Origin of the sequence: Chromobacterium vaccinii, assembly GCF_001855275.1 — a bacterium.
GTDB lineage: Bacteria > Pseudomonadota > Gammaproteobacteria > Burkholderiales > Chromobacteriaceae > Chromobacterium > Chromobacterium vaccinii.
In genome coordinates this window covers 802625-817325 of record NZ_CP017707.1, presented here as the reverse complement: position 1 = coordinate 817325, position 14701 = coordinate 802625, and the positions used below count along the sequence as shown (strand labels likewise).

10 protein-coding genes are annotated in these 14701 nt (G+C 65.8%); 6 read left to right on the top strand and 4 right to left on the bottom strand.

Annotated features, from left to right (window positions below):
- The first annotated feature begins 36 nt into the window (after positions 1–36).
- The gene (locus tag BKX93_RS03670) at positions 37–672 is read left to right on the top strand and encodes a LysE/ArgO family amino acid transporter (RefSeq protein ID WP_021477649.1); all 636 of its coding nucleotides are present in this window, start codon (positions 37–39) and stop codon (positions 670–672) included.
- Here the strand turns inward: BKX93_RS03670 and BKX93_RS03665 are convergent.
- Positions 642–1490 carry a LysR family transcriptional regulator gene (locus BKX93_RS03665; RefSeq protein WP_046156876.1) on the bottom strand — a complete coding sequence of 283 codons (849 nt, stop codon included), beginning with the start codon at positions 1488–1490 and terminating at the stop codon, positions 642–644. The genes BKX93_RS03670 and BKX93_RS03665 overlap by 31 nt on opposite strands.
- Before the next feature lie 112 nt (positions 1491–1602).
- On the opposite strand from BKX93_RS03665, the gene BKX93_RS03660 reads away from it, so the two are divergent.
- The 3 genes from BKX93_RS03660 (at position 1603) to BKX93_RS03650 (ending at position 3860) form a co-directional block, all read left to right on the top strand.
- Entirely contained in the window at positions 1603–2325 is a 723-nt protein-coding gene (locus tag BKX93_RS03660; RefSeq protein ID WP_046156877.1) for an SDR family oxidoreductase, read from the top strand.
- Between the two features lie 252 nt (positions 2326–2577).
- Positions 2578–3129, top strand: coding sequence for a neutral zinc metallopeptidase (locus BKX93_RS03655; RefSeq protein WP_046156878.1), 552 nt, complete (start codon positions 2578–2580; stop codon positions 3127–3129).
- 2 nt (positions 3130–3131) lie between these two features.
- A complete protein-coding gene (locus BKX93_RS03650) occupies positions 3132–3860 on the top strand; it encodes a hypothetical protein (protein ID WP_070978764.1) in 729 nt (242 codons plus the stop codon).
- A gap of 18 nt (positions 3861–3878) precedes the next feature.
- On the opposite strand, the gene pbpC is transcribed toward BKX93_RS03650, so the two are convergent.
- The 3 genes from pbpC to BKX93_RS03635 form a co-directional block, all read right to left on the bottom strand.
- Complete coding sequence (gene pbpC / locus BKX93_RS03645) at positions 3879–6029, bottom strand: penicillin-binding protein 1C (protein ID WP_244887232.1); 2151 nt, start codon at positions 6027–6029, stop codon at positions 3879–3881.
- 73 nt (positions 6030–6102) lie between these two features.
- Positions 6103–6549, bottom strand: a complete 447-nt coding sequence (locus tag BKX93_RS03640; RefSeq protein WP_070981686.1) for an HIT family protein — start codon at positions 6547–6549, stop codon at positions 6103–6105.
- Positions 6550–6636: 87 nt separating this feature from the next.
- The gene (locus BKX93_RS03635; protein WP_145929249.1) at positions 6637–12318 is read right to left on the bottom strand and encodes an alpha-2-macroglobulin family protein; all 5682 of its coding nucleotides are present in this window, start codon (positions 12316–12318) and stop codon (positions 6637–6639) included.
- Positions 12319–12733: 415 nt separating this feature from the next.
- Here BKX93_RS03635 and tig point away from each other — a divergent pair, with 415 nt between their 5' ends.
- On the top strand, positions 12734–14041 hold the full coding sequence (tig, locus tag BKX93_RS03630; protein ID WP_046156883.1) for a trigger factor: 1308 nt from the start codon (positions 12734–12736) through the stop codon (positions 14039–14041).
- 21 nt (positions 14042–14062) lie between these two features.
- Positions 14063–14695, top strand: a complete 633-nt coding sequence (gene clpP / locus BKX93_RS03625; protein WP_046167877.1) for an ATP-dependent Clp endopeptidase proteolytic subunit ClpP — start codon at positions 14063–14065, stop codon at positions 14693–14695.
- Positions 14696–14701 lie beyond the last annotated feature (6 nt).

Genomic DNA, 14701 nt, shown 5'->3' with positions numbered 1-14701 from the left:
GACGTTAATCTGCTTGCAAATAGTTTGGAGCAGGCAATGTTCAATTTCAGTGTTTTCCTTTCCGCGCTGGGCATCTCTTTCAGCCAGATCGTCGGCATCGGTCCGCAGAACGCCTATGTGCTGCGGCAGGGGATAGGGCGCAGCCATGTGCTGCCCATCGTCGCCATTTGCATCGTCGCCGATGTGCTGCTGATCGCCGCCGGCGTGCTAGGTGTGGGCAAGGTGGTGGCCGGCATCCCCGGCTTTGTCAGCGTGGTCACCTGGGCCGGCGCGGCCTTCATCCTGTGGCTGGGCTTCAAGTCCTTCCGCTCCGCGCTGAACGCGGGCGGCATGACGCTTGACGGCGGCGTGGAGCGTGACCGGAAGAGCGCCATCCGCACCATTCTGGTTGTGACCCTGCTCAATCCCTATGTCTGGCTGGACACCGTGGTGCTGATCGGCAGCGTGTCCTCGGTGTACGGCGAGCACGGCGCGCTGTCTTTCCTGATCGGCAGCCTCAGCGCCTCCGTGCTGTGGTTCGGCGCCATCGGCCTGTTCGCAGGCAAGCTGGCCCCGCTGTTCACCAAACCGTCCAGCTGGCGGGTGCTGGATTGCGTGATCGGCTTCGTGATGCTGTTCACCGCCTCGATGCTGATCTACAACTACGGCTTGTCGGCACCGCTGCCGCTGTAACCGTCCAGAGTTTCCTTGAGCGCCTGCAAGGCCGGAAGCTCCAGCGCTTGCGCCGCGTAGCATAGCCCGACGCGGCGGGTCGGCGTGGCGCCTGCCAGCGGGATGGCTTTGAGGCCGGGGTGGTCGTCGGCCAGCGAGGCGGGCAGCAGCGCAACGCCCAGCCCCGCAGCCGCCATATGGGCGGCCAGCCTCAGGCTGCCGGCCCGCGCCGCCGCCAATGTGGGAGTCGCGCTGCCATGCAGATCCAGCAGCCGCTGGTGGCTGGGGTGGTCCGGACAGACTGTCCAGTCCGGCTCGTCCAGCAGCGCGATATCCACCTGATCGCGCGCCGCCAAAGGGTGGTCCGCCGGCACGGCCAGCACAAAATCCTCTTCCCACAGCGGCAGAAACAGTTCGTCTTCGCAGCGGCCGTCCTCGGCCGCCAGCCGCGCGTCGCCGCAGCATCCTTCCCGCACCTCCAGCAATATTGCCGGCTCGGCTCGCGCCGCGCGCGCCAGCAGCGCTTCCAACTGGCTGCGGCCCACATCCGCGTCCACGCCCAGGCATAGCGGCGCGCAATCGCGGCGCTGCCGGAACATCCTCGTCAAGGCGTCGGCCTGGGCCAGCATCCTGCGCGCTTGCGGGTAGAGCAGGCGCGCGTCTTCGCTGACGTCCACGCCGCGGGGCAGCCGTTCGAACAGGGTGACGCCCAGCGCGTCCTCCAGCTGGCGTATGGTGACCGACAGAGTCGGCTGGGTGACGAATAGCCGTTGCGCCGCCAGCGTGACGCTGCGTTCCTCGAAAACGGCGACAAAGGCCTTCAATTGGCGAATATCCATAGAAACAATCTATATCAGACAGAGGTTTTTATCATTTTTCAGCTTATTCCATGCTGAATATACTGCATGGCATCTGTTTCATATCGATAAATTTTATGGAAGGAGAGTGTCCATGAGCAAACCCCTGATCGTGATCACCGGAGCCAGCTCCGGCATCGGCGCCGCTGCGGCCAAGTTGTTTTCCCGGGCAGGCCATCCGCTGCTGCTGCTGGCGCGCCGCGTCGAAAAACTGGAAGCGTTGGAGCTGCCTGATACCCTGTGCCGCCGGGTGGACGTGACCGATCGCGCCCAGTTGCAAGCGGCGCTGGCCGAGGCCGAGGCGCGCTTCGGCCCAGCCGACGCCATCGTCAACAACGCCGGCGTGATGTTGCTGGGCGCGATGGCTCAGCAAGACCCGGACGAATGGCAGCGCATGCTGGACGTCAACGTCAAGGGCCTGCTCAACGGCATCCATGCGGTGCTGGCCGGCATGGCGGCTCGCGGCCGCGGCACCATCATCAACATCAGCTCCATTGCCGGGCGCAAGACCTTTCCCAACCACGTGGCCTATTGCGGGACGAAGTTCGCGGTGCACGCGATTTCGGAAAACCTGCGCGAGGAAGTGGCCGGCAGCGGCGTGCGCGTGATCACCATCGCGCCGGGCGCGGTGGAGACGGAGCTGCTGGGCCACACCACCGATGAGGCGATCAAGGCCGGCTACCAGGAGTGGAAGCAGCAGATGGGCGGGGTGTTGGAAGCGGACGACGTGGCCGAAGCCATCGCTTACGCCTACGGGCAACCGCAGCGCGTGTGCGTGCGCGAAATCGTGCTGGCGGCTACCGGGCAGCCGGCGTAAACATCCCGATCCGGCGATGCCGCGCGCGGTACGCCGGATCGGGCGGCGGACAGGGGAAAGGGCGGGCTGCGATGGCGGCTCGCCCTTTTACATGGATATTTTTATCACGAAACAAATGCATTTTAGCGTTAAAACAAAGACATAAAGTTAGAATATCAAATTGAAATTTTATAAATAATAATTCTTTCCAGAATGATTATTCATTTGCCATAAAAAAATCTCCGTGACGCAACACTCAAGGAGAAAGAGATCATGACAAGGAAAGTCATCACGCTGTGCGCGCTCGGCGCGGTTATCGCAGGCCAGATCGGCGCGGCCCTGGCCCTGCCGGTGAACAACAGCTACATCCAGTCCAGCGCCAACGAGATCCGGGGCTTCCTCGGCTCTTACGCGCGTCCGACGGTCTATGTGGACCAGAATGCCTGCGGCGAGCCGCAAACCAGCGCGATGGCGTGCGGCCCGTACACCATCAGCGTCGGCACCGGCTTCCTGCAGCAGCAGGAAAGCAGCTATGGCAACTACGTGGCCAAGTTCATCCTGGCGCACGAATGGGGCCATTCCGTCCAGTTCACCCGAGGCATCAACCGCCAGCCGCCGATGCAGGAGCTGCAGGCTGATTGCGTGGGCGGCACCTTCGCCAAGTACGCCGAGACCAATCTGCGCTATCCGAGCTTCATCGAGAACGCGGTGGCGTCGGCGCGCGACGCGGCCGACTACGCCGAGCACGGCACGCCGTCGCAGCGCGACTACTACTCGCGCTACGGCTACGCCAACGGCTTCAACGTCTGCATGACGCGGATCTGACGATGAAGAGGGCAACCTTGTTGATCGCAGCGGCCGCAGGGACGGCGGCCGTGGCGGCATGGCTATGGCTGCCCGCTCACTTCGCGATGGCGGGAGGCGCGGCCGGTCAGGCGCAGTCCGCCGCGGCGAAAGGGGCTGGGACGGAGAAGGGCGCGGCTTTGCCGGCTGCGAAGCCCGGCACCGGCGGTTTCAGCTTCGCGGTGGGCGGCGATCCGTCCGCGCAGCAGCAGGCTGCCGCGGTTCGGCCGGAAACGCCGGCCGAGCGCGCGCGCAAGCAGCAGCTACGCAAGCTGGGCTACATGATAGACACGCGTTACTACCAGATGTCGCTGGCCGACCTGCGAATGGCCGCCAGTCGCGGCGATCCGCAGGCGCTGACGCATCTGGCCGAGCGCTATCTGTTCCAGCTGGACGGCCATCCGCGCGAGCCGGACTACGAGGCGGACTTCCGCTACCGCGAGGAGGCGCGCGAGGCGCTGCAGCAGGCCTATGCGCGCGGCAATCTGCACGCGGCGGCCATCATCTCGGAGAGTTATCTGCTGGACAAGCAACCGGAAGAGGCCGCCGCCTGGAACCTGGTGGCGCGCCGCTCCGGCGACACGCTCAGCGCCGACTGGCTGTTGAAGACCAAGGACTACCAGGCCTTGACCGAGCAGCAGAAGGCCAGCGCCGCGCAACGCGCCAACCAGTTGTGGCAATCGCTGCAGCGGCGCAAGGCCGCCGCCGGCTAGTTTGACGGGCGGGGCGCTTCAACGCGGCCTGTCGGGCCGCAGCGAGGCGCCGCGCACCTCGAATCTCACCGCCTGAACCGCCTTGCCGCCGCCGCCGCGCAGCTCCAGCCGGTGCCGGCCGGGCCAGGGAAACCAGGCCAGTTCCGCTCCGCTTCCCAATCGTTTGCCGTCCAGCCACCATTGCGGCTTGGCCACGCCGCGCGCGCGCAGCACCATGCGCTGGTTGGCGGGCGGGATGTCCGGATCGAGCGCGAAGATGCTGCCGTCCACCGGCGCGGCGATGCCCGGCGTCAGATCGGCGGCGGAACCCTTCTGCGGAACGATCAGCGCGCGCTGGGTGCCGGCCAGGAACCACTCGGTCCGCGGCGCGGCGACATCGCCCTGGTAGCTTACTTTCTGACGCACCAGGCCGGCCGGCGGCGCGGGCGGCGGCAGAGGGGCGGCCGATTGCTGGGCGCGATCCAGCACGGCCTGCCATACCGGCGCCGCGCCGTGCATGCCGGACACGTCCCACATCGGCTCGCCGCTGGCGTTGCCCACCCAGGCCGCCACCGTGAAGCGGCGCGAGAAGCCCGCCGCCCAGTTGTCGCGCATGTCCTTGCTGGTGCCGGTCTTCACCGCGCTCCAGTAGCGGGTGGACAGCGCGCTTTCCAGGCCGAAGGTGAGCGCGCGCGCGGTGCGATCGGACAGGATGTCGGAGATGATGAAGCTGCTGGCGGGGTCGAGCAGACGCTCGGGCTTGGCTTTGGCGTCGGCCAGCGTCCAGCGCGGCGGGCTGGCCAGGCCTTGGTTGGCCAGCGTGCGATAGGCGTTGGCCAAGTCCAGCAGGCGGATGTCGGCCGCGCCCAGCGCCAGGCTGTAGCCGTAGTAGTCGCCGTCTTCGGTCAGGCTGGAGAAGCCCAGCTTGACCAGCCGGTCGCGCGCGGCGTTGGGGGTGACCATTTCTATCGTCCGCACCGCAGGGATGTTCAATGACGAGGCCAGCGCGGTGCGCACCGGCACCAGGCCCTTGAAATCCTTTGAGTAGTTTTGCGGCGCGTACAGGCCGCTGCCGGTTTGCAGATCCAGCGGGCTGTCGTCCAGCAACGAGGCGGCGGTCAGATAATGCTTTTCCAGCGCTTGCTGGTACAGGAAGGGCTTGAGCGTGGAGCCGGCCTGGCGCAGCGCGGTGACGCCGTCCACCTGGGCGGCGTTGGACAGGCCGCGGCCGCTGGAGCCCACCCAGGCCAGGATGTCGCCGCTCTGGTTGTCCAGCACCACCAGCGCGCCGTCCTGCACATTGCGCTGCGACAGCGCCGACAGATGGCGGCGCAGCGCGGCGGCGGCGAAGCGCTGCAGCGGCAGGTCCAGCGTGGTGGCCACCCTGCTGCCGGCGGTAAAGCGGCGTGCCTGCTGCAGCTTTTGCGCGAAGTGAGGCGCGTCCTGTTCGGCCAGCGGGTTGGCGGCGCGGCTGCGGGCCAGCGCCAGCGCGGCGCGCACGCCCAGCGCCGCGCAGTCCGGCTTGCGGCCCATGTCCTGCAGAATATGGCAGGCGCGGCCGGCCACCTTGTCCGGCGCGGCGTTCGGGGCGCGGATCAGCGCCACGGCGATCGCCGATTCTTCCAGGTTCAGTCCGGAAGGCAGCTTGCCGAATAGTGTGGATGACAGCGATGACAGGCCCACCAGCTCGCCGCGGAAGCCCACCAGGTTCAGGTAGGCCTCCAGGATTTCCGCCTTGGTCCAGTGCCGTTCCAGCCAGGCGGCGGACCAGGTCTGGCCCATTTTCTGCCACAGGCTGCGGCCGCCCTTGCTCACCTTCAGATCGTCGTCCAGCAGGCCGGCCAGCTGCATGGTCAGCGTGGACGCGCCGCGGGTGCGGGTATTCCATAGGTTGGCCCAGGCCGCCGCCGCCACGCCGGACCAGTCCACGCCGCTGTGCTGGTAAAAGCGCTTGTCCTCGGACAGCACCAGGGCCTGGCGAAAGGCGGGCGAGGTGTCGGCCAGGCCGACCCACTCCTGCCGCCGCGCCTGCTTGTCGACGCGCAGCCGCTGCAGCGTCTGGCCGTGGCGGTCCAGCAGCGTCACGTCGGACGGTTGCCAGGCGGCTTTCACCTCTTTGAACGTGGGCTGAGCCCAGGCGGGGGCGGAGAGCAGGGTCAGGGCGATGATGAGGATGCTGGGTTTGGTCACTGCTGGTGCTTTTCTCAATTGCGGGCGGGCACTGGGTATTGGCGCAAAGGTTATGGCGCGGCGCATTCGGGGTTCATTGGCGTGAACTCTGCTGCTGGGCAGCGCTGGCGCGGCCTATCGCTTCTCTCAATGCGGCTGCCGTTTGAGCGAGTCCGTGATTTCTCGGTTCAGCGGGTTCGGTTGAGTAGAATTCTGAAAATGGACGATTTTTATCTCTGGGCACGACATGCATGTGAAAGTGGCCGAGCTCATTGAAGACGCCGCCGTTCTGGCAGAGGGTGATGCCGTCCGGGCGGTACAGCGACTTGATGGCCTTGGCGACGGATTGGGCCGCGTCCATGACTGCTTTGGTCAACTGCCCGTCCAGCTCTTCAAGCTCCACCGCATGCCGCTTGGGGAGGATCAGCGTATGCCCTTCACCGAAAGGATCGTGGTCAAGAAAGCACGTGACAAGGTCGTTCTCGTAAACTGTGTGTATGGTTTCTTTCCCATTCGCCAATCGGCACCCCAAACACTCCATCTTTTCTCCCATTATTTCTGAGCGATATCCATCCAGTCTGTGAGCGAATGCAGCCTCTCCCCGGAATAACGAGGAGAGGCTGTCACGTCACTTCCCGTCACCCACCACTTTGAATACCCCGTTCGGCGACATGCCGAACACCTCCGGCGCGTACATCGCCTCCACTCTGGTCGGCGGCAGCTTGAAGGTGCCGGGATTGTTCAGCCGCATCGTGTATTCCACTTTCAGCTCGCCGCGCGGCACGTAGCTGTAGTAGGCGCGGTAGCCGGCGAAGCGGCGCTCGATGTAGTCGGCGTAGTCGCCACCGTTGCCGGACTTGGCGTCGATCGCCGAGTCGCGGCCCAGGCCGCCGCCCTGGATCGCGGCGCCGGCCGGGATCGGGTCGTCCACCACCACCCAGCTCATATCGTTCTGCGCCTGGATGGTCAGGGTCACTTTGACCACGTCTCCGGGCTGGTACTGGCCATCGACTTTCTGGCTCACCGGCGTCAGCGTCTTTTTGATGCTGTAGCCGGCGTAGCGCGGCCCCTTCAGCGGAATGGCGGCTTCGGCTTGAATAGTGGCCCACGGCGCGCCGGAACCGGCATGTTTGAGCTGCAGCTTGCCGCCGCTGGCGGGCCACGATAGCAGGCCCAGCTGTTTGACGCCTTCCTGCGGCCATGCGAGGCTGAGGCTGGACTTGCCGAGGACGGCGCTGGTCTGTCCCGTCACCGCCACGGTTTCGAACTGGCGCGAGAACTGCGCGGTGGCCAGCGATCCCCACAGGTTGGCGGTAGTGGTGTCCCAATGGCCTTTTTGTTGGCGGCCGAGCAGGCCGGTCAGCAGGCGCGGCATGTCGGCCTGCCAGTCCGGCAGCTTGCGCGCGGCCAGCAGCAGCTTGGCGGCGTTGACGTCGCCGTTGCCCATCAGCCACCAGGCGTTGTCGTTGGCTTCGGTGCTGAAGCCCATCCGCGTGCCCTGGTAGGTCAGTCGGGCGCGCAGCAGGTTGGAGGCTTCCGTGATGCGGCCGGCGCGCTGCGGGATGTCCGCCGCGCGGCCCAGCAGCGACAGCCAGTCCACCAGCATGGCGGTGCCCATCTTCTGCGGGTTCAGGTCCAGCACGTCCAGCATCGCCGGGCGGAAGCGGCCGTAGCGCGACAGCGCGTCCATCGCCGCCAAGCGGCGCGCGTCGGCGTCCTGGCGGCTGCCGGGCAGGTCGCGTTTGAGCTTGCCTTCGACGAAGGCGGACAGGCCGTCAAGCATCTTGCCGCGCGGGCTTTCCGGGATATTCATGCCGGCCTCGCCGGCCACCGACAGCAGATAGCTGGTCAGGACGTCGCTGCCGCGGTCAGGCGTGCCTTCGCCCAGCGGGAAGTAGGCGGCCAGGCCGTTGCCGTCCAGATACAAGGGCAGCTCGCCCATCAGCTGGTTCCAGCGCTTGCCGTCGGCCAGGCCGATGGCGATGGAGCTGCGCTGTTCCAGGCAGGCGTAAGGGTAGTCCTCGAACCAACGGCGCACGCCGGGCAGGCTATTGCCTAGTTTGGCCTGCAGGCTGACGCGGATGCCGCCGCGGCCCGGCAGCGCGCCTGGCGGCGGGGCCACCGGGATGGACAGCTCGGGCGACACGCGTTGCAGAGTGGCCTGTTCCACCGTCACCGGCACTGCGGGGTCTATCTGCTGTTTGACCGCCAGCTTGTCGGCGGCCTTGCCGCCCATCTGCTGGGCGGCGAAGGTCCATTGGGCCTCCTTCAGGCCTTCCGGCACCGTCACGTTCCAGCTGACCAGGCGCGCCTCGCCCACCGGCAGGCTGATTTCCCTGGCCGGCAGCGCCGGCAAGCCGGACGCGGCGGCCGATACCTTGACCTTCAGCGGCTTCTCGCCGCCGTTGCGCACGGTGACGCCGGCCTGGAACTGGTCGCCCTCGCGCGCCAGCGGCGGGATGCCGGAGCTCAGCTGCAGGTCTTGCGTCACATTGAAGCCGGATTCGCCGGTGCCGAACATGTCATTGCCGACGTCGGCTACCGCCACCAGGCGGAAGCGGGTGAGGGCGTCGTTGATCGGCACCTTGACGCGGGCGCTGCCGTTGGCGTCCAGCTTGAGTGCGGGCTGCCAGACCAGCAGGGTGTCCAGCAGCTCGCGCGTCGGCGCCTTGCCGCCGCCGCCGCCCGGCGGCAGCGATTTGCGGCCGTAGTGGCGCTTGCCCACCACCTCGAGCTGGGCGGTGGCGGTTTCCACGCCGTAGCTGTGGCGCTGGTACATCGCCTGCATCAGCTCCCAGCTGTGGTTGGGCTGCAGTTCCAGCAGCGCTTCGTCGACGGCGGCGAAGGCCACTTCGGTGCCGGCCGGCGCCGGCTTGCCGTTCGGCAGCGTCACCTTGACGGCGACTTCGGCGGTCTCGCGGATGCCGTAGCTTTTCTTGGCTGGCGTGACTTCCACGCTCAGCCGCTTGGCGGCGTCGCCCACTTGTATCTCCGCCACGCCGTATTTGAAGGCGGGGCGCGACAGGTCCACCATCGCGGTCGGCGGCGCGTAATCGCCGCCTTCGTTCCAGTAGGCGTCCCACCATTCCGACGGGCTCTTCCAGCCCCAGGTGAAGAACGAGTACCACGGCACGTCGCGCACGCGGCCGCGCACGGCCAGCACCGACACGTAGACGTTGGGCGTCCAGTCGGGGCCGATTTTCAGTTCCACCGTCGGGTCCTTGCCCTCCAACTCCACCACGCGGGTCTCCAGGATGCCTTCGCGCTCGATGGCCAGCCAGGCGGTGGCCTTGCGGAAGGGCATGCGCACCTGGAAGCGGGCGGTTTCTCCGGGCAGATAGCTGGTTTTTTCAGGCAGGATGTCGATGCGGTCGTTGTTGTCGACGTCGAACCACAGCTCGTCGTGCTTGCTGACCCAGACCGATTGCGCGGCCTGGGCGGCGTTGCCCTGGTCATCCTTGGCTTCGGCGATCAGCTCCATGTCGCCGGCGTCCTTGAGGTTGATGTCGCAGAACACCAGGCCGCGGGCGTCGGTGGTGCCGCCGCACACCTTGCCCTTGTCGTCGGTTTCCTCGTTGTGGTCCCAGGCGTAGAAGCCGCCTACCAGCCGTTTGCGGCTGGACAGGTAGCGGTGCTCGCGCAGCGTGACCTTGACGTCTTTGTTGGCGATGGGCTTGCCGGCGGTGTCCAGCACCACGGCTTTCAATTGCAGCGCGCGGCCGGCGGTGATCCAGCTGTCCACGCTGACGCCCACCTGCAGCGCGGCCGGCCAGAGCGGTATGCGGCGGGTGATGGTCTGGGTTTCGCCGTTGGGATCGCGGTAGGCGGCTTCGGTCACCAGGTCGTAGCGGCGGTCCAGCTTGGGCAGCTTGTCGACGGTCGCCTTGCCGTTGCCGTTGGCGTCCAGCTTCAGCGCGGCCTTGTCCAGCACCACTTTTCCATCGAGCGAGCCGTCGCTGTTTTCGCGGCTGCGCTGCGGCGGCGAGAAGGTGAAGCCGTCGTAGGCCTTGATGCGGGTGTAGGCGTCGGCCAGCATCGCGCTGACCTCCACCGGCCAGTCCTTGGCCGGGCCGCCGTTGCCCCAGGACATCGATACGTTGAGCGGCACTTGCTTGGCGCCGATATTGGCGCCCTTGGCGGTGAAGATGCGGCCGGTCATCACCGGCAGGCGGAATTCCTCGACGCGGAAGCTGCCGCTGTGCAGCGAATAGCCGTCCAGTTCCGGGCTGGCGGGCTTGGCCTTGTCGTCCGGGCCGCGCGCGCCCTTGCGCTCCAGATACAGCGTGTACTCGCCGAGCTTGGCCTCCTTCGGCAGCGTGTAGCTGCTTTCGGCGTAGCGGCCGTTGCGCCAGGTCAGCGGCAGGTTGATCTCGTCTCCGCTGCCGTCATGGACGATGCGCAGCTGCTGCGGCAGCTGGCTGGGCTTCAGCTGGGCCAGGCCCTTGCCGGCCTGCACCCGCAACAGGTGCTTCATCGACACCGTTTCGCCGGCGCGGAACAGCGGGCGGTCCAGAATGGTGTGGGCCAGGATGGACGGGCTGTCGTTCCATTGCGTGGGGAAGGGGAAGCGCCACGACTCGATGCCGCGATTCCAGCCGGAACGGACGAAGGACACGTCCTCGTTGCCCTGCGCGTCCTTGGCGCGGGCAGTGACGAACAAGCCGGACAGTTCCTCGTCGGACGAGCATTCGCCGCCGTTCAGCTGCTTGTTGATGCTGGCGATGCCGTTCTTGTCGGCCTTGCCGGACCACAGCGGCTCGCCCTTGCAGTCGTAGACGTTGATTTGGGCGTCCGGCACCGGTTTGCCCTTGTCCAGCGTGGTCACCCACACCGAGGCGTTCTCACTGGAGCGCTTCAGGTGCACGGCCATATTGGTGACCAGGGCGGCGGTGCGCACGTACATCGGCTTGTCGGCGCCCAGCAGCGATTTGCCCAGCAAACGGGACGATACTTCCACCACGTAGAGGCCGGGCTTGGGCAGCGGGATGCCCACCACCTCGAACGGCCATTTGCCGTTCTTGTCAGGCTGCGTCGGCAGTTTCAGCGGCGCGGCGTCGCGGTTCTTGGAGAGCAGCGATACGCGCCGGCTTTCAATGGTTTTGTCCTTGCCGGCCGGCAGATTGCTTTCATGATAGCGCTGCACCTTGGCCAGCCATGCCATGATGTCGGCGTCGCGGGTGAGGCGCAGCGCCTGGCCGCCCAGTTGCACCGACTTGATGCGCAGATCGGCCTCCACGCCGCGCAGCGTGATCGGCAAGGCGGCGTCGGCGCCGGATTCGATGATGCCGAACGGCGCGGCGGAGAATTTGGCCAGCGGCGGGTAGTCGCCCAGCTTGAACGACAGCGGGAAGCGGCCGGCGTTGACCAGCGGCCGGCCGACTTCGTCGCGGAAGTCCTTGGGCAGGGTCAGCGTCAGCGCGCCAAGCGGCGGGAACGGCGGCGCGAAGCTGATGCTGTCCACCGGTTCGCCCTTGCTGCGCTCTTGCGCCTGCGGCGCGCGCTCGGCGCCGCCGCCGGACAGCCGCACCGCCATCGCCATTTTTTCCGGCACCGGCGAGCTGAAGCTCAGCGTGACGGGCTTGAACGGGATGCAGGCGCCCTTGGCGCTTTCGCGCTGGCAGCTCATGCTGGCGCTGAAGGCGGGGCGGACCTGGAAGTCCAGTTTGTCCGGCTTGCCGGCTCCGCGCAGGTGGACCAGCGACAGCTTGCTGTCCGGCGCCAGGCGCTGGTCGCAGCGCACGGTCAGCACCTGGGATGCCGACTTTTGCAGATCGAGATGCTTGAGCAGCGCAGCGCGCTCGGCGATGGCGAGCGTCCGCATCGGGATGCGCTCGGGCAGGCTGGACGACTGGCAGTAGAGCGAGGACGGCGACACATTGGCTGCGTTGAATTTCAGCACGAAGACCTGGTCTTCCTCGATCCGCCCCTCGTCCGGCCAGCTGCGGCTGACGATGGGCAGACCGGTGAAGAAGCGGAAGGCCGGACCGCTGACCGCGTCTCCCCGCGCATCCTTCAGGCCGGGCTTCAGCGTGAAGCGGCAGTCGGTGTTGGCGGCGGGCGTCTCCGGCAGGTCCAGCGCCCAGGTCTTGTCGTCCACCCAGTGGCTCTTGCCTTTCAGGCCGCAGCTCCAGTCGAACGGCGCCGGCGCGGCGCTGTTGCCCAGCGCGATCATGCTGGCGGAGAAGGTGGCGCGCACCTGGCTGATTTCCTTCACTTCGCCCTGCGGGCTGAAGGTGACCACGCCGGCGTGAGAGGCGGCGGGGGCGGCGAAAACGGCGAGCAGCAGGCTGCGGCGCAGCAGTGTCTTCATGGCGTCACCGAGGGAGGGTTGGGGCCGGGAGGCGCGGTTTCGGGCGGAAAGGCTCATTCTTTCAGGATATTTTCTCTGCTGGAAATGGCAATTTGCATGAAGCGGGATGATAGCAGATGGCGCCAGCCGCCGCGTGCGCGCCGGTAAAAACCTCTGCAATATCAAGCCGAAATCCTTTTGGGTTCGCGGCGCGGCGCGCGTCGGCGCCGCAGGCGGGCGGGACTCCCGGCCGAAGCCGGAGCGGCAGAGGGGCAGACAAGCCGGCCCTGCGTGCTATACTCTTTGCTTCGTTGGGTGCGTGGTGTAACTCCACGCAGCGCCGCTTCCAAGCCGTCCGGCGGGTGCCGGAAACCTGGCGGGAGTGGGCGTCGTACCGTCCCAGATGACTAAAACCTGTCACACTTAAGGAATCAACATGCAAGTACAGCTGGAAACTCTGAGCAATCTTGAACGCCGCATGAACATCGCCCTGCCGATGGCCGCCATTGAAACCCAGGTTGCCGAGCGCCTGAAGCGCGTGGCCCGCGGCGCCAAGATCCAAGGTTTCCGCCCGGGCAAGGCTCCGCTGAAGATCGTGGAAATGAACTACGGCGCCCAGGTGCGTGAAGAGGTGATGGGTGAGCAGGTTCAGCAAGGCTTCTACAAGGCCGTGACCGAACAAAGCCTGCGCGTTGCCGGCTACCCGCGTTTCGAGCCGGTTGCAGCCGGCGACGACAAGGAAAACTTCAAGTTCGCCGCCACTTTCGAAGTGTATCCGGAAGTGAAGGTCGGCGAGCTGGCCGGCAAGGAAATCGAAAAGCCGAACACCGTGGTCGGCGACGCCGAAATCGAAAAGACCATCGACATTCTGCGCAAGCAGCGCACCCGCTACAACCGCGTTGAGCGCGAAGCCGCCGAAGGCGACCGCGTGATCATCGACTTCAAGGGCACCATCGACGGCGTGGCCTTCGAAGGCGGCTCTTCCGAGAACTTCCCCTTCGTGCTGGGCCAGGGCCAGATGCTGGCCGAGTTCGAAGCCGGCGTCGTCGGCGCCAAGGAAGGCGACATCAAGAGCGTGGAAGTGAGCTTCCCCGAGGATTACCATGGCAAGGACGTGGCCGGCAAGAAGGCCGTGTTCGAGATCCTGGTGAAGAACGTGGCTGAAGCCACCCTGCCGGAAGTGAACGAAGAATTCGCCAAGATGCTGGGCATCGCCGAAGGCGACGTGGAAAAGATGCGCGGCGAAATCCGCAAGAACGTCGAGCGCGAAGTGAAGCGCCGCCTGCAAGCCCGCATCAAGGAAAACGTGATGCAGGCGCTGATCGACGCCACCGAGCTGGAGCTGCCGAAAGCCCTGGTGAGCCTGGAAATCGGCCGTCTGGTCGAGCAGGCCCGCCGCGACATGCAGCAACGCGGCATGAACGTGAAAGACATGCCGTTCCCGCCGGAGCTGTTCGCCGCTCAGGCCGAACGTCGCGTGAAGCTGGGCCTGATCCTGTCGGAAATGGTTGAAGCCAACAAGCTGGAAGCCAAACCGGAACAGGTTCGCGGCATGATCACCGAATTCGCCGACAGCTACGAGCAGCCGGAAGACGTGCTGGCCTGGTACTACGAGAGCCAAGACCGTCTGGAAGGCCCGACTTCGATGGTTCTGGAAGACAACGTGGTTGAATTTGTGCTGTCTCAGGCCAATGTTGTAGCCAAGGACCTGTCCTTCGATGAACTGATGGGCAGCCAAGCCTGATAACAACTTTTGGAGTGGCCGATGAAATCTATGATGGAACCGCAAGGTCTGGGCTTGGTGCCCATGGTGGTGGAGCAGAGCGGTCGGGGCGAGCGCGCCTATGACATCTACTCTCGCCTGCTGAAGGAACGCATCGTCTTCCTGGTCGGTCCTGTCACCGACGAGTCGGCCAACCTGGTTGTGGCGCAGATGCTGTTCCTGGAGTCGGAAAATCCGGACAAGGACATCCATTTCTACATCAACTCGCCGGGCGGCTCGATTACCGCCGGCATGTCGATCTACGATACGATGAACTTCATCAAGCCGGATGTTTCGACGCTGTGCATCGGGCAGGCGGCCAGCATGGGCGCCTTCCTGTTGGCGGCGGGCGCCCATGGCAAGCGTTTCGCGCTGGAGAACAGCCGGGTTATGATTCACCAGCCGCTGCTGTACGGCGGCGGCCTGTCAGGCCAGGTGACCGACATCGAGATCCATGCCCGCGAGCTGGTCAAGGTGAAGGCAAAGATGAACGAGCTGCTGGCCAAGCACTCGGGCCAGGCGCTGGAGCGTGTGCAGTCCGACACCGAACGCGACAACTTCATGTCGGCGGAAGAGGCTCGTGCGTACGGCATGATCGATAAAGTGCTGTCTTCCCGTCGGGATGTGACGGCCTAAGTAGTG